Origin of the sequence: Zoogloea sp., assembly GCF_041908905.1 — a bacterium.
Lineage (GTDB): Bacteria > Pseudomonadota > Gammaproteobacteria > Burkholderiales > Rhodocyclaceae > Zoogloea.
Genome location: NZ_JAYREK010000036.1, coordinates 1 through 19,774 on the forward strand (window position 1 = coordinate 1; position 19,774 = coordinate 19,774).

The 19,774-nt window shown below is 68.0% G+C and carries 25 protein-coding genes, 2 tRNA genes and 1 pseudogene; 12 read left to right on the forward strand and 16 right to left on the reverse strand.

The window, feature by feature from the left end:
• Together ACE3OU_RS15305 and ACE3OU_RS15310 are read left to right on the forward strand one after the other, a co-directional pair.
• A pseudogene (locus tag ACE3OU_RS15305) lies at positions 1–125 on the forward strand (IS1595 family transposase); the annotation flags it as partial.
• A 49-nt stretch (positions 126–174) separates the two neighbouring features.
• Positions 175–492, forward strand: coding sequence for a hypothetical protein (locus ACE3OU_RS15310; RefSeq protein WP_374242418.1), 318 nt, complete (start codon positions 175–177; stop codon positions 490–492).
• A 61-nt stretch (positions 493–553) separates the two neighbouring features.
• Here the strand turns inward: ACE3OU_RS15310 and ACE3OU_RS15315 are convergent.
• A tRNA-Leu gene (locus tag ACE3OU_RS15315) sits at positions 554–638 on the reverse strand.
• A gap of 175 nt (positions 639–813) precedes the next feature.
• Positions 814–1,092, reverse strand: a complete 279-nt coding sequence (rpsT, locus tag ACE3OU_RS15320) for a 30S ribosomal protein S20 (protein ID WP_141349749.1) — start codon at positions 1,090–1,092, stop codon at positions 814–816.
• Positions 1,093–1,325: 233 nt separating this feature from the next.
• On the opposite strand from rpsT, the gene ACE3OU_RS15325 reads away from it, so the two are divergent.
• The 4 genes from ACE3OU_RS15325 (at position 1,326) to ACE3OU_RS15340 (ending at position 4,593) form a co-directional block, all read left to right on the forward strand.
• The gene (locus ACE3OU_RS15325; protein WP_374242419.1) at positions 1,326–1,550 is read left to right on the forward strand and encodes a DUF465 domain-containing protein; all 225 of its coding nucleotides are present in this window, start codon (positions 1,326–1,328) and stop codon (positions 1,548–1,550) included.
• Positions 1,551–1,600: 50 nt separating this feature from the next.
• A complete protein-coding gene (locus tag ACE3OU_RS15330) occupies positions 1,601–2,905 on the forward strand; it encodes an O-acetylhomoserine aminocarboxypropyltransferase (protein ID WP_374242420.1) in 1,305 nt (434 codons plus the stop codon).
• A gap of 10 nt (positions 2,906–2,915) precedes the next feature.
• The gene (locus ACE3OU_RS15335; RefSeq protein ID WP_374242421.1) at positions 2,916–3,731 is read left to right on the forward strand and encodes an alpha/beta fold hydrolase; all 816 of its coding nucleotides are present in this window, start codon (positions 2,916–2,918) and stop codon (positions 3,729–3,731) included.
• 67 nt (positions 3,732–3,798) lie between these two features.
• Positions 3,799–4,593, forward strand: a complete 795-nt coding sequence (locus ACE3OU_RS15340) for a DUF2189 domain-containing protein (RefSeq protein WP_374242422.1) — start codon at positions 3,799–3,801, stop codon at positions 4,591–4,593.
• Here ACE3OU_RS15340 and ACE3OU_RS15345 read toward each other — a convergent pair.
• Positions 4,563–5,459 (reverse strand): DMT family transporter, encoded by an 897-nt coding sequence (locus ACE3OU_RS15345; RefSeq protein WP_374242423.1) that lies wholly within the window; start codon positions 5,457–5,459, stop codon positions 4,563–4,565. The two genes, ACE3OU_RS15340 and ACE3OU_RS15345, sit on opposite strands and share 31 nt — an antisense overlap.
• Before the next feature lie 193 nt (positions 5,460–5,652).
• On the opposite strand from ACE3OU_RS15345, the gene ACE3OU_RS15350 reads away from it, so the two are divergent.
• The 3 genes from ACE3OU_RS15350 to ACE3OU_RS15360 are packed head-to-tail and all read left to right on the forward strand — an operon-like array spanning position 5,653 to position 7,308.
• On the forward strand, positions 5,653–6,354 hold the full coding sequence (locus ACE3OU_RS15350; protein WP_374242424.1) for an SIMPL domain-containing protein: 702 nt from the start codon (positions 5,653–5,655) through the stop codon (positions 6,352–6,354).
• Complete coding sequence (gene dtd / locus ACE3OU_RS15355) at positions 6,351–6,788, forward strand: D-aminoacyl-tRNA deacylase (protein ID WP_374242425.1); 438 nt, start codon at positions 6,351–6,353, stop codon at positions 6,786–6,788. Before ACE3OU_RS15350 ends, dtd begins: the two co-directional genes overlap by 4 nt.
• Complete coding sequence (locus tag ACE3OU_RS15360) at positions 6,757–7,308, forward strand: C40 family peptidase (protein ID WP_374242426.1); 552 nt, start codon at positions 6,757–6,759, stop codon at positions 7,306–7,308. The genes dtd and ACE3OU_RS15360 overlap by 32 nt, the downstream gene beginning before the upstream one ends.
• A gap of 27 nt (positions 7,309–7,335) precedes the next feature.
• Here the strand turns inward: ACE3OU_RS15360 and hemB are convergent, their stop codons facing one another.
• The 4 genes from hemB to ACE3OU_RS15380 all read right to left on the reverse strand — a co-directional run bounded on the left by hemB (position 7,336) and on the right by ACE3OU_RS15380 (position 10,766).
• Positions 7,336–8,343 carry a porphobilinogen synthase gene (hemB, locus tag ACE3OU_RS15365; RefSeq protein ID WP_374242427.1) on the reverse strand — a complete coding sequence of 336 codons (1,008 nt, stop codon included), beginning with the start codon at positions 8,341–8,343 and terminating at the stop codon, positions 7,336–7,338.
• Between the two features lie 398 nt (positions 8,344–8,741).
• A tRNA-Leu gene (locus ACE3OU_RS15370) sits at positions 8,742–8,825 on the reverse strand.
• A 34-nt stretch (positions 8,826–8,859) separates the two neighbouring features.
• On the reverse strand, positions 8,860–9,735 hold the full coding sequence (locus tag ACE3OU_RS15375; protein ID WP_374242428.1) for an alpha/beta fold hydrolase: 876 nt from the start codon (positions 9,733–9,735) through the stop codon (positions 8,860–8,862).
• Complete coding sequence (locus tag ACE3OU_RS15380) at positions 9,732–10,766, reverse strand: M14 family zinc carboxypeptidase (RefSeq protein WP_374242429.1); 1,035 nt, start codon at positions 10,764–10,766, stop codon at positions 9,732–9,734. Before ACE3OU_RS15380 ends, ACE3OU_RS15375 begins: the two co-directional genes overlap by 4 nt.
• Positions 10,767–10,959: 193 nt before the next feature.
• Here ACE3OU_RS15380 and ACE3OU_RS15385 point away from each other — a divergent pair, with 193 nt between their 5' ends.
• Positions 10,960–11,199, forward strand: coding sequence for a hypothetical protein (locus ACE3OU_RS15385; RefSeq protein WP_374242430.1), 240 nt, complete (start codon positions 10,960–10,962; stop codon positions 11,197–11,199).
• Here the strand turns inward: ACE3OU_RS15385 and ACE3OU_RS15390 are convergent.
• The 8 genes from ACE3OU_RS15390 to ACE3OU_RS15425 form a co-directional block, all read right to left on the reverse strand.
• Positions 11,196–11,939 carry a hypothetical protein gene (locus ACE3OU_RS15390; RefSeq protein ID WP_374242431.1) on the reverse strand — a complete coding sequence of 248 codons (744 nt, stop codon included), beginning with the start codon at positions 11,937–11,939 and terminating at the stop codon, positions 11,196–11,198. The two genes, ACE3OU_RS15385 and ACE3OU_RS15390, sit on opposite strands and share 4 nt — an antisense overlap.
• Positions 11,940–11,961: 22 nt before the next feature.
• The gene (locus ACE3OU_RS15395) at positions 11,962–12,297 is read right to left on the reverse strand and encodes a DUF5710 domain-containing protein (RefSeq protein WP_374242432.1); all 336 of its coding nucleotides are present in this window, start codon (positions 12,295–12,297) and stop codon (positions 11,962–11,964) included.
• Between the two features lie 171 nt (positions 12,298–12,468).
• Positions 12,469–12,711, reverse strand: a complete 243-nt coding sequence (locus ACE3OU_RS15400) for a thioredoxin family protein (protein WP_374242433.1) — start codon at positions 12,709–12,711, stop codon at positions 12,469–12,471.
• Between the two features lie 2 nt (positions 12,712–12,713).
• Entirely contained in the window at positions 12,714–14,183 is a 1,470-nt protein-coding gene (locus tag ACE3OU_RS15405) for a permease (protein WP_374242434.1), read from the reverse strand.
• An 82-nt stretch (positions 14,184–14,265) separates the two neighbouring features.
• Positions 14,266–14,805: a sigma-70 family RNA polymerase sigma factor gene (locus ACE3OU_RS15410; protein ID WP_374242435.1), complete on the reverse strand. Its 540-nt coding sequence runs from the start codon at positions 14,803–14,805 to the stop codon at positions 14,266–14,268.
• Positions 14,806–14,868: 63 nt separating this feature from the next.
• Positions 14,869–15,897, reverse strand: a complete 1,029-nt coding sequence (arsB, locus tag ACE3OU_RS15415; protein ID WP_374242436.1) for an ACR3 family arsenite efflux transporter — start codon at positions 15,895–15,897, stop codon at positions 14,869–14,871.
• 1 nt (position 15,898) lies between these two features.
• On the reverse strand, positions 15,899–16,411 hold the full coding sequence (locus ACE3OU_RS15420; RefSeq protein WP_374242437.1) for an arsenate reductase ArsC: 513 nt from the start codon (positions 16,409–16,411) through the stop codon (positions 15,899–15,901).
• A 165-nt stretch (positions 16,412–16,576) separates the two neighbouring features.
• The gene (locus tag ACE3OU_RS15425) at positions 16,577–16,921 is read right to left on the reverse strand and encodes an ArsR/SmtB family transcription factor (RefSeq protein WP_374242438.1); all 345 of its coding nucleotides are present in this window, start codon (positions 16,919–16,921) and stop codon (positions 16,577–16,579) included.
• A gap of 122 nt (positions 16,922–17,043) precedes the next feature.
• On the opposite strand from ACE3OU_RS15425, the gene ACE3OU_RS15430 reads away from it, so the two are divergent.
• Both ACE3OU_RS15430 and arsJ read left to right on the forward strand, forming a co-directional pair.
• The gene (locus ACE3OU_RS15430; RefSeq protein WP_374242439.1) at positions 17,044–18,087 is read left to right on the forward strand and encodes an ArsJ-associated glyceraldehyde-3-phosphate dehydrogenase; all 1,044 of its coding nucleotides are present in this window, start codon (positions 17,044–17,046) and stop codon (positions 18,085–18,087) included.
• Positions 18,087–19,319 (forward strand): organoarsenical effux MFS transporter ArsJ, encoded by a 1,233-nt coding sequence (gene arsJ, locus ACE3OU_RS15435; RefSeq protein ID WP_374242440.1) that lies wholly within the window; start codon positions 18,087–18,089, stop codon positions 19,317–19,319. Before ACE3OU_RS15430 ends, arsJ begins: the two co-directional genes overlap by 1 nt.
• A gap of 11 nt (positions 19,320–19,330) precedes the next feature.
• On the opposite strand, the gene ACE3OU_RS15440 is transcribed toward arsJ, so the two are convergent.
• Positions 19,331–19,732 carry an FKBP-type peptidyl-prolyl cis-trans isomerase gene (locus tag ACE3OU_RS15440; protein WP_374242441.1) on the reverse strand — a complete coding sequence of 134 codons (402 nt, stop codon included), beginning with the start codon at positions 19,730–19,732 and terminating at the stop codon, positions 19,331–19,333.
• Positions 19,733–19,774 lie beyond the last annotated feature (42 nt).

Consider the following 19,774-nt stretch of genomic DNA (forward strand, 5'->3'; position numbering starts at 1 on the left):
TTGCCACGCACTACCTCCCGAACTATCTGGGCTGGCGCCGGGCACTCGACACGCGCCGACTTGATACGCCCGACAAGATGCTCCTCGCCGCTATCGGAGTGTTTCCACAGGCAACGGTGACATAGCCTTTCAATTCAGCTGCCAGGCAGCTGAGCCAGGAGAAAACACCCGACCATGAAATTCACGCAGATTCCCCTCGGCACCCGCTTCGAATTCGAAGGCAAGGTCTTCAGCAAGACAGGCCCGATGACCGCCACGGCCGAAGACGGCAGCGGCCAGCGGCTGATCCCCCGCTACGCCGTGTTGAAGCCGGTGGAAGGCTGGACCCCGCCCGTCGAGACGGCCACCGCCAAACAGCTCGACGAGGCACGCGTCGTCGCGGCCTTCGATGCGTTCTACGGCAACTGCCTGCATCTGGTGGATGATTTCTCGAAACCGGCGCTGCTCGCGGCGCGGCAGACGTTTCTGGAAGCGATCGGGGCGCAGAAATGACAAAAGCCGGCTTGTGCCGGCTTTTTCATCGTAACTCATGAAGTTTAACGAACATGAGCTTTGGTGCCTTGGGCGAGACTCGAACTCGCACGACTTGCGTCACTACCCCCTCAAGATAGCGTGTCTACCAATTTCACCACCAAGGCATTTCCGAAGAGGAGGCAAATTATAATTTGCCTTTTTCACTTCGTCAAGGTTGAAATGAAAATTATTTTCAACCCTGGTGCTACTCACAAAACATTACGGATCAGGCGATCACGAAATCCTTTGCGTCCTGCCCAGGCCGGCTGCCTCGAGGCACGCCAGCCCGACCAGTCAAGATCAGGCAGCCGCAGCAGCGCCCATCGCCTTGATGGCGGAGGACAGACGGCTCTTGTGGCGGGCAGCCTTGTTCTTGTGGATGATCTTCTTGTCAGCGATGCTGTCGATCGTGCGCTGGGAAGCGACGAAGACTTGCTGCGCGACTTGCTTGTCGCCACCGACGACCGCCTTGCGAACAGCCTTGATGGCGGTGCGCAGACGCGAACGCAGGCTCATGTTGAGGGCGCGGGCCTTGACTGCTTGACGGGCGCGCTTACGGGCTTGTGCCGAATTGGCCATCTTGTAATAGTCCTGAAAGAAATGCAGTAAAGTCCAAAATTATAAAGGCTAATCTTTTGGGCGTGCAAGCCCTTTATTACTTTTTTCGTGTTGGCGCGTGCAATTGGAATCGCCTCCGGATGGATGGGGACGCCCCGCCCGGGCCGAATGGCGTTGTATTTCACGCTTTCCGGGCCTAATATCAGCCTCATAGATCCAGCCTGCAGCCGTTCCCTTTCGGAGTCCGATCCGACATGAATGACAGCACCCCGCCCGGGGCCGAATACAGCAGCCTCGCCTCGCGCCTGGCTGTGCTCACCACCGAGCACCGGGATCTCGACGCGATCATCGCCCAGATCACCGCGGCCCCGCCGGACGGTGATGATCTGCTGCTCCGCCGGCTCAAGAAACGCAAGCTGCTGCTCAAGGACCGGATCGCCATCATCCAGCACCTGATGGAACCCGACGAGCCAGCCTGACCCGGGGCCATCCGGCCCATTCCTCCACTTCGCCAGACCCTTCATTCCGCATGCCCATCCAGCGCAACGCCGGGGCCGACACGCTCGCCCTGCACGCCGGCCAGACGCCGGATCCGCTTCACCACTCCCGGGCCACGCCCATCCATTTCACCACCAGCCACGTGTTCGAGAGCTGCGACCACGCCGCGGCGCTGTTCAACCAGGAGCGCGCCGGGCACGTCTATGCCCGCATCTCCAACCCCACCAACGCGGTGCTCGAGGAGCGCATCGCGGCCCTCGACGGTGGCGTCGGCGCGATCGCCTGCGCCAGCGGCCAGGCGGCCCTGATGCTGGCGATCACCACCCTGATGGGCAGCGGCGGGCACATCGTCGCGTCGCGCTCGCTGTATGGCGGCTCCCACAACCTCCTGGCCTACACGCTGCCCCGCTTCGGCATCGAGACCACCTTCGTGGCGCCCCGCGACCTCGACGCCTGGCGTGCCGCGATCCGCCCGGAAACCCGCCTGCTGTTCGGCGAGGCGATCAGCAATCCGGGCCTCGAGGTGCTCGATGTGCCGGCCATCGCCGAGCTCGCCCACGGAGCCCGGGTGCCGCTGCTGGTGGACGCAACCCTGGTCACGCCCGCACTGCAGTGTCCGCTCGACCTGGGGGCCGACCTCGTCATGCACTCGGCCACCAAGTTCCTCGGCGGCCACGGGGTGGCCGTGGGCGGCCTGCTGGTGGACGGCGGCGCCTTCGACTGGGAGGCCGCCGGCGGGCGCTTCCCGACCCTCACCGAGCCCTACGAGGGTTTCCACGGCATGGACTTTGCCGAGGAATCGCCGATCGCCGCCTTCCTGCTGCGCGCGCGCCGGGAGGGCCTGCGGGATTTCGGCGCCTGCCTGTCGCCGATGAACGCCTTCCAGATCCTCCAGGGCATCGAGACCCTCGGCCTGCGCATGGAGCGCCATGTGGCCAACGCCCGGGCGCTGGTTCAGCACCTGGTCGAACACCCCGTCGTCGAGGCGGTGTCGTGGCCGGAGCTCGACGGCCACCCCGACAAGGCGCTGGCGGCCCGCCTGCTGCCCAAAGGCTGCGGCGGGGTCTTCAGCTTCAGCCTGAAGGGCGGCCGCAAGGCCGGCAGCGCCTTCATCGAAGCCCTGCGCCTCGTCTCCCATCTGGCCAACGTGGGCGACGCCAAGTCGCTGGCGATCCATCCGGCCAGCACCACCCATTTCCGCATGTCCCCCGAGGCCCTGAGCGCTGCCGGCATCGGCCCGGGGACGATCCGCCTGTCGGTGGGGCTCGAAAACGCCAAGGATCTGATCGCCGACCTGGACCGTGGCCTGCAGGCCGCCCAGAAGGCCACGGCCTGAGGAACACACGATGAAACTCGATCTCTCCGGCCACCGCAGCTACTGCTACACCGGCGGCCGCCCCCTGGCGCCCGAGCGCCCCACGGTGGTCTTCATCCACGGCGCCGGGCATGACCACAGCGTCTGGAGCCTGCAGACCCGCTATTTCGTCTCCCACGGCTGGAACGTGCTGGCGCCGGATCTTCCCGGCCACGGCAGCTCCGACGGCCCCGCCCTCGCCAGCATCGAAGCCCTCGCCGACTGGGTGCTCGCCCTCGTCGCCGGCGTCGGCTGCCGGCGGGTGATGCTGGCCGGTCACAGCATGGGCTCGCTGATCGCGCTGGAGGCCGCGGCCCGGGCGCCCGACGTGGTGAGCCGGCTGGCCCTGCTGGGCGCGTCCTTTCCGATGCCGGTGGCGGCGCCGCTGCTCGACGCCACCCAGAACGCGCGGGATCGCGCCCACGGGATGATCAACCAGTGGTCCTACGCGCCACGCAGCCAGCTTGGCGCCGGCAGCATCCCGGGCATCAACCTCACCGCCCTCAACGAACGCCTGATGCAACGCCAGGCGCCCGGCGTGCTGCACCGCGACATGAGTGCCTGCAACGCCTACGCGGCGGGCTTCGAGTCGGCCGCCCGGGTGCGTTGCCCGGTCCTGTTCGTCAGCGCCGAGCTCGACCGCATGACGCCGGTGAAGGCGCTGGCGCCCCTCGCACAGGCGCTCGGCAGTGCCGAGTCGGTGCGTCAGGCCGTGCTGCCGGGGGCCGGCCACGCGATGATGGTCGAGGCACCGGGCGCCGTTCTCGACGCCCTGTGGAACTTTGCGCGCGCGGACACCTCTTTATGACAGGCGTGCGATGAAGAACTGACCCCCGTCGCGCCAGCCCCAGGCCACAAAAACAACGGAGACGACCATGGCGCAGCAATACACCCCCTCGGACGACCGCAGCACCGAAGCCGCGCAGCCCTTCCCGGACATCCGCTCGATCGGTGTCGGTGCGCCCTTCCGATGGATACGCCTGGGCCTGGCCGATTTCCGGGCCTGCGCACGGGCAAGCCTGTTCTACGGCTTCTGTTTCACCGCCATGGGGCTGCTGACCACCTTCGTCTTCGCCCACGCCTACGAATACACCGCGGCCGTGACCACCGGCTTCTTCCTGGTCGCGCCCTTCTTTGCAATGGGGCTGTACGAGCTGTCACGCCGCCGGGAGCGCGGGCTGCCCGGGGTGCTCGTGCCAACCCTCACCGTCTGGCGGCGCAACCTGGGCAACATCGCCCTCTTCGCCGGCGTGCTGACGGTGGTGTTCCTGATCTGGGCGCGGGCCTCGATGGTTGTCTTCGCGATGTTCTACACCCAGGAGATGCCCAGCCTGGATGGCTTCCTGTCCCAGGTGATGTCCCTCGAGAACCTGGATTTCGTGCTGGCCTACCTCCTCGTGGGCGCGGGCTTCGCGATGTTCGTCTTCGCGGTGAGCGTGGTCTCCATCCCGCTGATGCTCGACCGCAACCAGGACGCCGTCACCTCGATGCTGGCCAGCCTCAAGGCCCTGATGCTCAACCCGCTGCCGCTGCTGGTGTGGGCGGCGCTGATCGTGACGCTGACCGTCATCGGCTTCCTCAGCTTCCATATCGGCCTGGTGGTGGTGATGCCGGTGCTCGGGCACGCCACCTGGCACGCCTACCGGGAACTGGTCGAACCCTTGGCCTGATCCTGCGTGTCGCCACGGGCGAGCGCGATCACCGCCCCCAGCACGATCGCGCCGCCGGCCGTCTGCAACAGCGTCACCGGCTCATCCAGAAACACCGCCGCCAGCACGAAGGTCACGACCGGCTCGAGGGTCGACAAGGTCGCCGCGTCGGCAGCGCCCAGGCGCTTGATGCCGGCAAAGAAGCCCACCATGGCGATGACCGTGGACACCAGCGCGATCGCCAGCACCGCCGCCCAGCCCGCTGGCGTCACCGGGAAGCGCGGCGCGCCGCCCATCACCAGCAGCCCGAACACAGCGGCGGCCGACAACATCACCACCGTTGCCGCCGCAAACGGGTCTTCCTGCCGCAACACCCGTCCGCCCACGACGATGTACACCGAGTAGATCAGCGCGGCAGCAATGCCCAGGCCGATGCCCAGCGGGCGCCCGGCAAGCCCGGCGCCGATCGTCAGCGCCGTGCCCAGCAGCGCGGCCAGCACGGCACTGACGCGCAGCGGCGTCAGCCGCTCGCCCGCAAACTGCACGCCGAGCAGGGTCACCAGAAAGGGATACAGATACAAGAGCAGCGCCACCAGGCCCGCCGAGGCATGCTTGAGCGCCATAAAGAAACACAGGGCCTGCGCCACGTAGCCGACGCCGCCCATCAGCACCAGGGTCAACGCGTTACGGCCCGTCGGCCACCGGCGCCGCGATACGACCATCGCCACGGCCATCAGGCCGCCGGCGATCAGGAAGCGCAGGAACAGCAAGGCCGTGACGTCGACGCCGCCGGCAAAGGCGAAGCGGGCGAAGATCGCCATCGCCCCGAAGGACAGCGCCGACAACGCCACCAGCCCGGCCCCGATCCAGCGCGGATTGCCCCCCATCGACGTTTCCCCCACGCAGGCGCAAAGCCCGTGATCGTGTCGCGGTGGCGAGGGGCGCGTCAAGCCGGGCAATGCATTTCGGCCACACTCTGGCGCCGTGCGTGGGGCGTCGGTGGCGACGGCCTTTGCAATTCGGCGGGCCCTGTGGCGAAATCCGGTCTATAACCCCGACATCCATAGGATGGAAAGCCCCATGCAAAGACACTTCCTGTTGCCCGTCGCCTGCGCCCTCGGCCTGCTCGCCTCGCCGCTCCACGCAGCCGAAAGCGCAGCTCCGGCCCTCCCGACCGCCGAGATCTCGGTGGAGAGCAGCCGCAGCGCGCCCAACGACCAGTTCCGTGCCCAGGTGTATTACGAAGCGAGCGACGCCAACCCGGCCGAACTCGCCCGCAAGGTGAACGCCGTGGTCGCCCAGGCCGTGCAGGCCGGCCGGGCCTATCCGGCCGTCAAGGTGCGCACCGCCGGCAGCAACACCTATCCCGTGTATGGCAAGAACAGCCGCAGCATCGAGAGCTGGCGCATGCGCTCGATCCTGGCTCTCGAGAGCCGCGACGCCGCGCCGCTGTCGGAACTCATCGGCAAGCTCCAGCAGACCATGGCCGTGGCCGGGCTCAGCGCCGCACCGTCGCCGGAAACCTGGAAGAAGGTCGAAGACGAAGCCATCGCCGACGCGCTGGCGGCCTTCGAGGCCCGCGCCAGGCTGGTGGCCGGCAGCCTGCACAAGAAGTGGAAGATCAAGCGGGTGGCGGTCAACACCGGCAACGCCCAGCCGCCGCGGCCGGTGGTCGCCTACGCCCGCGCGGCGATGGCGGCCGACGCGGCGCCGGCGCCCATCGAGGCCGGCGACAGCCCGGTCACGGTGAATGTGTCGGGCGAGATCGAGCTCCTCGAATGATCAGCGTCATCCAGCGTGTCCTCGAAGCACGGGTCACCGTGGCAGGCAAGACCGTAGGCGAGATCGGCCCGGGCCTGCTCGCCCTGGTGGCAGTGGAGCGTGGCGATCAGCCGGCCAACGCGGCGCGAATGGTGGAGCGGGTGCTCGGCTACCGGGTGTTCTCCGACGCCGACGGAAAGATGAACCGCTCCCTCACCGACACCGGCGGCGGGCTGCTGCTGGTGTCCCAGTTCACCCTCGCTGCCGACACCGCCAAGGGCACCCGCGCCAGCTTCACGCCGGCGGCGCCCCCCGACGAAGCGGAGCATTTGTTCAACGAAGTCGTCGCCCTCGCCCGCAGCCGTCACCCCACGGTGGCGACCGGCGAGTTTGGCGCCGAGATGACGATTTCACTGGTGAATCATGGCCCGGTCACTTTTCGTCTCACGGCCTGAGCGGTGGGCCGCGCTGCTGCTGGTCGCGGCGCTGGTGGCCGGGTGCGGCCAGACGCCGACCCGCCCCGGCGCCTACCCGGGCAAACCCTATTACGGCACACCGGCGGGCCGCCAGTGGTTTGCGCTGCCCAGCGACGACCACGCCCAGGAGGTCGTACTGTATGCCCTGGGCCTGCTCGACACCGGCTATCGCTTCGGCGGCAAGAACCCCGAGGCCGGGCTGGATTGCAGCGGGATGGTGAGCTACATCGTCGAGCAGGTGAGCGGCCGCAAGCTGCCCTACAACGCGGCCGGCATCGCCGAGCGCACCCGCCCCATCTCCACCCACGCCATCCGGCCCGGCGATCTGGTGTTCTTCAACACCCTGGGCCGGTCTTACTCGCACATGGGCATCTACCTGGGCGACGGCAAGTTCATCCACGCCCCCAACAGCCGTGGCAAGGTGCGGGTGGACCGCATGGACAGCCGCTACTACGCCGAGCGATTCGAGGGCGCGCGGACCCTGCTGCCGGAGGGCTGACGCCCTCCCCTCGCCGATCCGGACGCGTCAGCCTTCCTTCAGCCAGCGCGCGGCGTCCAGCGCAAAGTAGGTGAGGATGCCGTCGGCGCCGGCGCGCTTGAAGGCCAGCAGGGCTTCCATTGCACAGGCTTTTTCGTCGAGCCAGCCATTGGCCGCGGCGGCCTTCAGCATCGCGTATTCACCGCTCACCTGGTAGGCGTAGGTCGGCACGCCGAGCTCGGTCTTGACCCGCCGGACGATGTCCAGGTAAGGCATGCCGGGCTTGACCATGAACATGTCGGCGCCCTCCGAGATGTCGAGCGCCACTTCGCGGATCGCCTCGTCGGAATTGGCCGGGTCCATCTGGTAGGTGTATTTGTTGCCTTTGCCCAGGTTGCCGGCCGAGCCCACGGCGTCGCGGAAGGGGCCGTAGAAGCTTGATGCGTACTTGGCCGAATAGGCCAGGATGCGGGTGTGGATCTGTCCGGCCTGGTCGAGCTCGGCGCGGATGCGGGCCACCCGGCCATCCATCATGTCGGAGGGCGCGACCACGTCCGCGCCGGCCTGGGCGTGGCACAGGGCCTGCCTGGCCAGCACCTCGAGGGTCTCGTCGTTGAGGACGTAGGCAGCCTCGTCGATCAGGCCGTCCTGGCCGTGGCTGGTGTAGGGGTCGAGGGCGATGTCGGTGATCACCCCGAGTTCGGGAAAGCGCGCCTTGAGCGCCTGGACGACCCGCGGCACGAGGCCGTCCGGGTTGTAGGCTTCCTCGGCGCCGAGGGATTTCTTGCCGTCCTCGACCACCGGGAACAGCGCCAGCGCCGGCACGCCAAGCGCCACCGCCTCCTCGGCCGTCCGCAACAGGCCGTCGAGGGACGTACGGCTGACGCCGGGCATCGAGGCCACGGGCTGGACGATGTTCTCCCCCTCGAGCACGAACACCGGGTAGATCAGGTCGTCCGCCGAAAGGCGATGCTCGCGCATCAGGCGACGGGAAAAGTCGTCACGGCGCATGCGGCGCATGCGGGTTGCGGGAAAGGCCGACTGGACTGGTTTCATGAATGTCTCACGCACTTACATCTGGAAACGAAATGCCGCGGGAACTTTTTCCCCGGCGCCATGGACTAAACGAGTAGATGGTGACGAGCCGTCTCCCGCGATACCTCCCTGAGCGGGGCCTTGAGCAAGCAAGGCATTTTGGCCCCCGGCTTCCCCTCGCCGGGGGTTTTTTATTTGTGCCGTCGCAGGTCTTGCCCGCTCGGGCAAGGACGCGGCGCTGGACCGCCAGGCGATAAGCGGGACAGGCTTCAACCCGTCGCGTTGTGCAGCGATGGTGGAGATCGGGAGGGCAGGCAGGGCGCGTCACCCGCGGGCGGGATGCCGCCGGAGCGTCGCAGAGGGCCCGGAACGGGCCCGATGGGGGATGTACAGGTGCGTACATGAGGGCTTTTTGCCGATGGTGCGGACGGAGAGACTCGAACTCTCACGCCAAGGGCGCCAGAACCTAAATCTGGTGCGTCTACCAATTCCGCCACGTCCGCACACGAGGCCCGCATTCTAGCGACAGGCCCGCCTTCAAGGCCAGCATTTTCGCGCTGTGCCGGCCGGGGCTGCGGGCTCCACGCCCTCTTCGGGCCCACGGGCATGGGTCGAATCCAGCGCGGCGGCCCATTCCCGGATCCGCTCGGCCACCCACGGGCCGTCGTCCAGCGGCAGGTCGTGGCCGGCGCCGGGGTGGAGATGCACCGGCAGGTCCCACTGCCGCGCCAGGGTCAGGGAGCACTCCGGTGACACCAGGGTATCCCGCCCGCCGCACAACACCAGCATGGGTGGCGCGGGCCGGCCGGCCGGGGCCCGGAAGCGGGCCGCGGCCACCAGCTGGCACAGGGCGTTGCGGGTCGACACCGGGCGCCGCTCGGCCAGCCTCGTCCATTCGTCGAGCACCTCGGGCGGGGCGCGGTGGCTGGTGAGGCGCAGGATCGCGGCTTCCCGCGCCCGGGCCGTCCGCCTGAACGGCATCGACAGCAGTGGCAGCCAGCTGCCCGGCCGCAGGCGCTGGTGGATGGGACTGATGCCCCGCAGGCTGCCGTTGATCAGCACGCAGCCGGCCAGCTCCGCCGGGTGGGCCTGCGCCCAGGCCACGGCGACCATCGCGCCGAGAGACATCGCCACCACATGCACGGGCTCCGTCACACCGCGCCCGGCGAGTTCGGCGCGGCACGCGGCGAGCATTCCGGCGATGCCAGGCGGGCTCGGCTGGCCGTGGAGCACGCCGTTGCCCGGCAGGTCGATGGTCAGGATCTGCGCACCGGGCAAGGCCGCCTGGAGCTGACGCGGGAATTCGCCCCAATGGCCGGCCTCGCGGGTGAGTCCCCGCAACAGGAGCCAGGGGCCTCCAAGGTGGGCTGCGCCCTCCCCTGCCGCCCTCCCGCCGTTTGCCGGGTGGGTCATGCAAAACCTCCGCTGTCGTACCAGCGCCGCAGCGCAAGCTCCCGGTGCCGGGCACGCTCCGGGCCCGTCGGGACCCAGCCGAGGTGCTCGCAGGCCGCACGGCCGATGAATTCCAGCCACTGAATGTGCCTGCGCAGCACGCGGGCGTGGCGGTGGGCGATGAGGGGGTTGAAGAAACCCAGCAGGGACAGCATCTGGCGGGGGTTCTTCTTCACCCACAGCCACGAGCCCATCTCGAGGGTCAGGGGCAGATGGATGCACGCCGGCTCGAGGCAGGCCCGCTGGTACAGATAGTCCCACAGGTCGCCGTGGGTCAGATATTGGCTGCTCTGGGGTTCGAAGACGTAGGGGTGGTGCAGGTGCGTCTGGTCGAGGATCTCGGCCAGGGCGTGCATTTCGGGCAAATGGGCGATCGGCAGGCGCGTGCTGGCGTAGGGAAACCAGATGCGATCGCGGGCGCCGAAGCCCGAATGGCAATCCACCGCGATGCTGAAGGCGTGGGTGAGCAGTTCGCTCTCGACAACCCGGCACAGGGCCCTGCTCTCCGGCTGCATGGCTTCGCCCTTGCTGCCCCGGTACCAGGGCAGCCACGGGCTGAGACGCTGGCCGCCGAGCAGGAACGGCACCGGATCGCGGGCGTCCAGCGGCGCGTTGCGCATGAGGTCGACGCCCACGGGGTTGGCCCGGGTGCCGCGGGCGAGACCGCCGGGGTTCACCACCGGCATGAAGACCATCCGCAGATGTTCGAGCTGGTGCCGGAGGGTCGCGTCCCAGCGCAGCCGCATGATCACGCTGCGCAGGAAGGCCAGCACCACCGCCGAACCGATCCGCTCCACCCCGTGGACACCGCCGAAATAGCCCACCGCCGGCACCGAGGGCGCCGGGTTGCCCAGCGCGATGGCGTAGACCGGAAAGCTGCGGGCGCCGGCGCTCACCTCGCACAGCACCTGCAGCTCCATCGAGTCGCCGAAGGCGCTGATCAGACGTTCCAGTTCAACGAGCTCCGGGGGCTCGTGCTCACCGTGGTGCATGCAGGCGCTCCGACCTCTGGCTTTTGACGCATCAGTCTGGCCCGCCAAGGGCACCGCCCCCATGACCGAAGCGTGACAAATCGATGGCAGCGCCGGGGCACCCGACCTGGGCGAGTGGCGCAGGCACGCGTCATGCTTTTGCAACCTGAGGTCCGCATGCTGACGACCAGCCTTCCACTCAGGAGACGCCCGGATGATGAACAAGATCTATTGCTACCACTGCATGACCTACCACCTTCCGGAAAACATGCGGCAGATCATGACCCGAACGGGCCTGCGCTGGCGCTGCATCCGCTCCATCGAAGCCGCCCGCAACACCGCCGCGGAGCGCGACGCCTTCGGCGCCCGGCAGACCGAGCTGAACCGCTCGCGCAGCCTCGCCGAGCAGGAGCGCTTCCTGCGCGAATCCCGCCGTCCGGACTACCGCTGCTAGGCGGCCGGTTTGCGGAAGTAGGGCAGCAGCGCCTTGGCGGCTTCGATCCGCAGGCGGGTCTCGATCGCGTCGTCGTTCATGATGGCGAGCAGGAAGCCCACGGGCTCGTCGTGACGGCCGCTCACCCGCGCTTCGGAGGGTGCGCTGGCGGCCGGTGAGCCGGCGCTGTCGGCGCCCTGCAGCAGGGCCAGCGCAGCGTCGAAGTCCGCGGGCTTGATGCGCGTCTGCCCCGCCAGCAGCTCGGCCTGCTTTTGTGGGCTCGGCGCCATCTCCAGCCAAGGCTCCGTCACGAACATGCTGCCGAGGCTGGGGTCGATATAGGCCGACCAGCGGTCCGCACCTTGACAGGCCGGCACCAGCGAGAGCGGCGCGGGCGGGTGGAAGCTGAGCCTGGCCGCCGGCACCTCCGCCAGGTAACGGCGCCGGAGGCTTTCGAGGAAGGCGACGGCCCGCGCCCGGGGAACCGCTTCGGCGACGGAAAACCACAGCCCGTAGGCGGAGCCGCCGGACACCGAGACGGCTGGCGCCGGCAGCCCCAGCTCGTCCTGGACCTGCTCGCAAAGGTGCGCGGCCTGCGCCCACAGGCTGCAGTCGAGGCTTATCACCAGGGCGGTCACCCGCCCATCGGCAGCGACCGGGTCCATGGCTGCCTCCCCCTCGGCGGCCAGCGCCGCAGCGAGGGTGGTGGTGGCGCATTGGGGAAAGTAGAGCCGCTGGAGTTCGGCGATGAGTTCGTTCATGGGCGGCGCGCTCGGAGCGGGATCAAACCGGGGCCCTGCCACCCGCCGGCCGTGCAAACGCCGAGCCTTCGCAGCGGGGGCAGATTTCCCAGGGCGGGCAGTCGCAGACCGGCGACTGGGGACGGTACTGGCTGCCGACGATGACCAGGCTCTCCGCCTGCATCTTGCGCCCGGACGAACGGGGCACCGCCGCGGGCGCCGGCGCCGAGGCGTCGTGGGGGCTGGGTGACCAGCGGGCGAAGGCCGAAAGATCGGCCTTGTTTTCCACGTACCAGAGCTTGCGCGCCGCATCCCAGCGGGCACCCAGCTTCTTGGCTTCGTCCTTCTCGGCGAAGGGAACCTTCAGATTCGTTCTCATGCTCTCGACGGGGCTCCCCGCCCTGCTCCGCCCGCAGGCCCGGGGAAAAATGATTGAAGGCCGACCCGCCCGCCGCCGGAGCGGGGGCGAAGTCAGCCCGGCGCAGAAATGTGTGCGCCAATCTACCCAAGTCGCCGGGCCGGCACAAGCCAGGCCGGCCCGGAGGCCCTGTCAGCCCGCCGCGCGGATCCAGTCGGCCACCGACTGGGGTGCGGGAATCCGGCCGGACGAAACCAGCTTCCCGTTGATCACCAGCCCGGGCGTCTTCAGCACGCCGTAGTCGATGATCTGCTGCATGTCGGTGACCTTGTCGATCTCCGCGGCGACGCCCAGGGAAGCCACGGCTTCGCGGGCGATCTCTTCGAGTTTCCGGCAGTTGGCGCAGCCGGGGCCGAGAACCTTGATGTTCAACATGATCAGACTCCTTTTCTTGAAACCGGCCGATGGCGGCCAGCGAGGGACAGCAGCGCCGCCAGCACCGCGATGAAACCCACCAGCCCCAGGGCCAGCGAGAGCAGCGAGCTGCCATCCATCCAGGCCCCGTAGGTGAGCCCGGCGACGGTGCTGAACAGGGCCACCAGGGCCACGTAGGTCCAGGCCTTGCGGCGCCCGATGATGGCCGAGATGATCAGGATGCTCTGCAGCGAGAGCTCCGGGTCGGCCATCAGGTAGGCCAGCAGCGGCCCCCGGTGCATGCCGAGGTCGAGGAACATCCGGGCGATGGGCACCTCGACCAGGGTCGGGAAGTACATGAACACCCCGAAGGCGACGCCGGCCAGGTTGCCCAGCACGGTATTGGCGCCGGCCAGGGATTCGATCCACTCGGGGCGGAGCACCACCCGGATCATCCCGACGACGAACACCCCCATCACGAGGAGCGGGAAGATCTGCTTCACGAAACGCCAGGACTCCCACAGCCAGGCGTCCAGATCGTCGGCCGACATGTGGCGGCGGGCGATCCGCCAAAGCGCAGCCAGCGCCAGCGCGACGCCGACGAACTTGCCGGTAAAGCCGACACGCAGCCCGGCGGGCGTGGCCTGGATCGACAAGGCCGCCAGCAACAGCGTGAGGGCGATCAGCACCAGGCTGACGCCGGTCCAGCGGTTGGCGCCGTTCTGGATGTTCTCGATGCCGCGCCAGGCGCTCACGCCGATCGCCACCAGCAGGCCGATGAGCAGCACGCCCTGCACCGAGACACCCTCCTCGCCCCGCGATGCGTCGAAAGGCACCAGCTGGTCGAGGCTCGCCTGCCAGGCCGGCGCCGCAGCCAGGGGCAGCTCGAACTGGAGCCAGGTGGCGGTGAAGATGCCCAGCTTCAGGGTGCCCGCCAGCAGCAGCGCGATCCATACCAGCAAGAAGGCCAGCGCGGCGCGCCCCATCCCCTCGGCCCCGGCAACACCGAAGGCGCTGTCGGTGGCCTGGTCGTGGGCGGCGTCGTCGGCGCGGAACAGCAGCGCCATGATCAGCCCGATACCGATGCCGAACACCAGCGACAGCACAAAGCGCGCCAGCGCCAGATCGGCGCCGATGATGCCACCGGTGTAGACCAGCGCCAGGATGTTGGCCGCCGGCGCGAAGAACAGGAAGGTGATCGCCGGCCCCAGACCCGCGCCTTTTTTATGGATGCCCGCGAACAGCGGGACGATGGTGCAGGAACACACCGCCAGCAATGACCCCGCCGCCGCCGCCGCCGGATAGGACACCGCCTTGCGGGAGTTCCGCCCCAGGAAGCGGGTAACGGTTTCCTTGGGGATCAGCGCTGCCATCGCGCCGGCGATGAAGAAGGCCGGCAGCAGGCATAGCAGCACATGGGCCGCCAGGTAGGCGGCGAGATTGCCCAGCCCGCCCCGCAGCAAGGGAAATGTCCAGGAAAGCAGCGTATCCATGATCTGTCTCGCAGGTTGAGATCCCTCGATCTCCTGACTTGAAGACGCGGCAGGCCCAAAAAGGATGCAGGGTTGCGCGCAATCAATCCAGCGGTGGCCGCGGCACGAAGCAGCACACCTGCCCTTGCGCGTCGAGCTGCACCTGGCAGGCGGAGGCCAGACGCTCGCGCAGGCGCTGGCGGGCCCGCTGCACCCGCGACTTGGCGCCGGGCAGCGACAGGCCCTTCAGCTCGGCAAAGGCCGCCTGGCTCATGCCACCCAGGTCGCACAGGCTGACGGCGTCGCGGTCGTCCGGCGAAAGCTCCGAGAGCACCCGCGGCAGGCATTGGGCGAGACGATCGACCATGGCCTCGTCGGGCTCGGCCGCCGCGAGATCGGGCGGCAGCGACTGCATCGGCCGCGCGTGCCGGACGTGGTCGAGAAAGGTGTTGCGGGCCACCTCGAACAGCCAGGCGCGGGGGTTGTGCACCCCGCAGAAGGCTTCGCCCTGCCGGCAGGCCTTGAGGAAGACATCATGGACCAGATCATCCGCCTCGTCCGGGTCGGTCAGCCGGTGACGCAGGTAGCGCCGCAGTTCGGCCTCGTGGGCAGACCAGGCGGCGAGCAAACAGGATGGGGTCACGATCACCTCGTCTGAAGCTGGACCTGCGGGATATTACGCCGACGCCGCGCCGGCGCGCAGTGCCTACCGGAGGCCGGTGTAGCGGAACCAGTTCTGGCCGCGGTTGAGGATCGCCACCAGCGACAGCATCACCGGCACCTCCACCAGCACGCCGACCACGGTGGCCAGCGCAGCCCCCGACTCGAGCCCGAACAGGGAGATCGCGACCGCCACCGCCAGCTCGAAGAAGTTGGAGGTGCCGATCAGGCAGGCCGGCCCCGCCACCTCGAAGGGCAGCTTGAGGAGGCGCGCGCCGATCAGCCCGATGGTGAAGATGCCGTAGCTCTGCACGACCAGCGGCACGGCGATCATGCCGATCACCAGCGGCCGGGCGACGATGGTGCCGGCCTGGAAGCCGAACAGCAGCACCACGGTGGCGATCAGGCCGACGATGGACCAGGGCTTGAGCCGGGCCACGAAGTCCCCCACCGCCCGCGGCGAGCGACGGACCAGCGCCTGGCGCGTGGCCATGCCGGCGAGGAGCGGCAGCACCACGTAGAGCACCGTGGACAGCACCAGGGTTTCCCAGGGCACGGTGATGTCGGTGACCCCCAGCAGGAAGGCAGCGATCGGGGCGAAGGCGAACACCATGATCAGGTCGTTCACCGACACCTGCACCAGGGTGTAGCTGGCGTCGCCCTTTACCAGCTGGCTCCACACGAAGACCATCGCAGTGCATGGTGCAACGCCCAGCAGGATCATCCCGGCGATGTACTCGCTGGCCGCTTGCGGGTCGACCCACGGGGCGAACAGGTACTGGAAGAACAGCACGCCCAGCACCGCCATCGTGAAGGGCTTGATCAGCCAGTTCACCACCAGCGTCAGGACCAGCCCGCGGGGTTTCTTGCCCACGTCCTTCACCGCGTGCCAGTCGATCTGGATCATCATCGGGTAGATCATCACCCAGATGAAGACCGCCACCACGAGGTTCACATGGGCCACTTCGAGCCCGGCGATGAAGCGGAAAGCCGCCGGCGCCACGAGGCCGAGCCCCACTCCGGCGCCGATCCCCAATGCGACCCAGAGGGTCAGGTAGCGTTCGAACAGTCCCATCTCAGGCCTCTGGCTGCAGCGCAGTCTTGCCGATCTGGTCCAGCTCCCGCTTGAGGGCCTGGCCCTCCAGCTTCTCCAGCGGCAGGCTAGCAAACAGGGAGATGCGCCGGCGCAAGAGCATGAAAACCTGGGAGAACGCCCGCTGGAGCGCCTCCGGCGCCCCCACCGCGGCGACCGGGTCTTCGACGCCCCAGTGGGCCGTCATCGGCTGGCCCGGCCACACGGGACAGACCTCGCCTGCGGCCTTGTCGCAGACGGTGAAGACGAAGTCCAGGTGCGGCGCGTTCGGCTCCGCAAACTCGTTCCAGTCCTTGCTGCGCAGCCCATCCGTGCCGATCCGGTTGCGTTGCAGCAACTCCAGCGCGACTGGATTGACCTGGCCTGCCGGCTGGCTCCCCGCGCTGAAGCCACGAAAGCGGCCTTGCCCAACTTCGTTGAGGATGGCTTCAGCCAGGATGCTGCGGGCTGAGTTGGACGTGCACAGGAAAAGCACGTTGTGGATCTTGTCGGACATCTCGAACTCCATTCAAAAGTCGGGCTTCGGGCGGGGGCCTTGCCGAGGGATGAATCGCTTGGCTCGTGTTCCAGCACCCATCTTGCCGGGATGCGGTTTCCAGACTTTTACAAATATCGAAATCAAACATGAGAACATGCATGCACTCCGCTTTGGCGAAGCCTGTCAGCAGGTGAGCTTGCCCACGCAAGCCTTCGCCGTGGCCACCTCGGTGCATTGGCCCGGCACACCGGCGCAGCATTCTTCGGTGAGATAGGCGATCAAGTCCGCCATCAGCGGCAGGTTGGCCCGGTAGCGCAGGAAGCGCCCCTCCTGCTCGACGCTCACCATGCCGGCGTGGGTGAGCGCCTTGAGATGGAAGGACAGGCTGGACGGGGCGAGGTCGAGCGCCGCGGCGATGTCGCCGGCCACCATGCCCTCCGGGCCCTTCCTGACGAGCAGACGGAAGGCCTCGAGACGCCAGCCCGACGACAGGGACTCGAAAATGGTGGTTGCAGTCTTGGTTTCCATGGCTTCAATATACAACACTTCAAGAAGTATGGAACCGATTGCGCCCCATGTAACGCAAGTGTAATCAATGGGTGAGACGATTCGATAATCGTAAAAATATTCAACTTTGGAGGCCAAGAAGAATGAGGGTAGGCATCAACGGCATGGGCCGCATCGGCCGACTGGCGCTGCGCGCCGCCATGGGCGCGGCCGAGCGCCAGTCCGACGATCCACGGGCGGGCAACCGGCTGGAAGTCGTTCACCTCAACGAGATCAAGGGCGGCGCGGCGGCCACAGCCCACCTCCTCGCCTTCGACAGCGTGCAGGGCAAGTGGCGCGCCGATATCACCGCGGACGGCGACGACGTCATCCGCATCGACGGCAAGCGGCTCGGCTTCAGCGCCCACGCCAGCGCGGGGGAGATCCCCTGGGGTGAGCTTGGGGTCGATGTGGTGCTCGAATGCACCGGCAAGTTCCTGACCCCCGAAACCCTGCAGGGCCACCTCGACCGGGGCGCCAAACGGGTGATCGTGGCGGCGCCGGTGAAGACGGGCGGCGTGCTCAACATCGTGGTGGGCATCAACCATGCGCATTACGACCCGGCCCGCGACCGCATCGTCACCGCCGCCTCATGCACCACCAACTGCCTGGCGCCGGTGGTCAAGGTGATCCACGAGAACCTGGGCATCCGGCACGGGCAGATCACCACCATTCACGACCCCACCAACACCAATCTGGTGGTCGATGCGCCCCACAAGGACCTGCGCCGCGCCCGCAGCGCGATGATGAGCCTGGCCCCGACCACCACCGGCAGCGCCACCGCCATCGCGCTGATCTACCCGGAGCTGAAGGGCAAGCTCAACGGCCACGCGGTGCGCGCGCCGGTGCTCAACGCGTCCCTCACCGACTGCGTGTTCGAGCTGCAACGCACCACCACGGTGGAGGAGGTGAACGGCCTCTTCGCCGCCGCGGCCACGGGCGAGCTGGCCGGCATCCTGGGTTACGAGGAGCGGCCGCTGGTCAGCGCCGACTACGCCCGCGATACCCGCAGCGCCATCGTCGATGCGCCGTCCACGCTGGTCACCGACGGCACCCTGGTCAAGGTTTACGCCTGGTACGACAACGAGATGGGCTACGCCTGCCGGATGGTGGACCTGGCCTGCCACATGCAGGCGGTGGGGATCTGATGCACCACGCCGCCCGCAACTACGCCATCGTCACCGCCGCCTACTGGGGCTTCACCCTCACCGATGGCGCCCTGCGGATGCTGGTGCTGCTGCACTTCTACCGGCTGGGTTACTCGCCGTTCACGCTGGCTTTCCTGTTCCTGCTCTACGAGGCCGCCGGCGTGGCGGCCAACCTGATCGGCGGCTGGCTGGCGACGCGCTACGGCATCACCCGGATGCTGACGGTGGGGCTGGCGACGCAGATCGTCGGCTTCACGCTGCTGTCGATGCTGCAGCCCGGGTGGACGACGCTCCTGTCGGTGGCCTGGGTGGTGGCGGCCCAGGGGGTATGCGGCGTGGCGAAGGACCTGACCAAGACGGCCAGCAAGTCGGCGATCAAGGTGACCGCGGCGGCGGCGAAGGAGGAAGGCGCCGGGCAGCTCTTCAGGTGGGTCGCCTGGTTTACGGGGAGCAAGAACGCGATGAAGGGCATCGGCTTCTTCCTCGGCGGGCTGTTGCTGGAGACCCTGGGCTTCCGGCAATCCCTGTGGGCCATGGCAGGCCTGCTGGCGCTGGTGCTGGCGGGCGTGCTGACCAGCCTGCCCCCGATGATGGGCAAGGGGAAGGCGTCGAAGTCGGCGAAGGAGCTGTTCGCCAAGAACCCGGGCATCAACACCCTGGCGGCGGCACGGGTGGTGCTGTTCGGGGCGCGGGACGTGTGGTTCGTGGTCGGGGTGCCGGTCTTCCTTTACGCCCAGGGCTGGACTTTCACGATGGTCGGCACCTTCCTCGCCGCCTGGACGATCGCCTACGGGGTGGTGCAGGCCCTGGCGCCGCAGCTGGTGAGGCGCAGCAGCGACGGGCTCTCAAGCGAAGTGCCCGCCGCCCGCTGGTGGTCGGCGGTGCTGGCCCTGGTCCCGATCGGCCTGGCGGTTGCGGTGGCCCTCGACGCGCCCGGGCTCGAATGGGTCGTGGTGGCCGGATTGGGGCTGTTCGGCCTCGCCTTTGCGGTGAATTCGTCGGTGCATTCCTACCTCGTCCTGGCCTATGCGGGCTCGGAGAAGGCGGCCGAGGATGTGGGCTTTTACTACGCGGCCAACGCGCTGGGACGTTTCATCGGCACGCTGCTGTCGGGGCTGCTGTACCAGTGGGGAGGGCTGCTCTATGGGCTGCTCGGCTCGGCGGTGATGCTGGCCCTGTGCTGGCTGCTGACCCTCGCCCTGCCCCTGCACCGGCACCCGGTGCAGGGCTGAGGGCGCCGGGCTCAGCGCACGCCGAGGAGCTGGATCTCGAAGTTGAGGGTGCTGTTGGGCGGGATCTTGCCCAGATCGCGGGAACCGTAGGCGGTTTCCGGCGGGCAGGTGAGCTTGGCGGTGCCGCCGACCTTCATCTTCTGGACGCCCTGGGTCCAGCACGGGATCACCTGGTTGAGGCCGAAGCTGGCCGGCTGGCCGCGCTTGTGGGAGCTGTCGAACTCGGTGCCGTCGAGCAGCGTGCCGCGGTAATGCACCGTGACCTGGCTGGTAGCCTTCGGGCTTTCGCCCTCACCCACCTTGATGTGCTCGACCTTTACGCCGGACGGCAGGGTTTCGACGGCCGGCGCGGCCATCGCGGCGCCGGAGGCGGCCAGGAAGATGACGGCAAGAAGCGGGCTATGTGTGCGCATGTGCAAAGTCCTTTCGTGTCGGGAGGGGCATTGTAGCGGCAT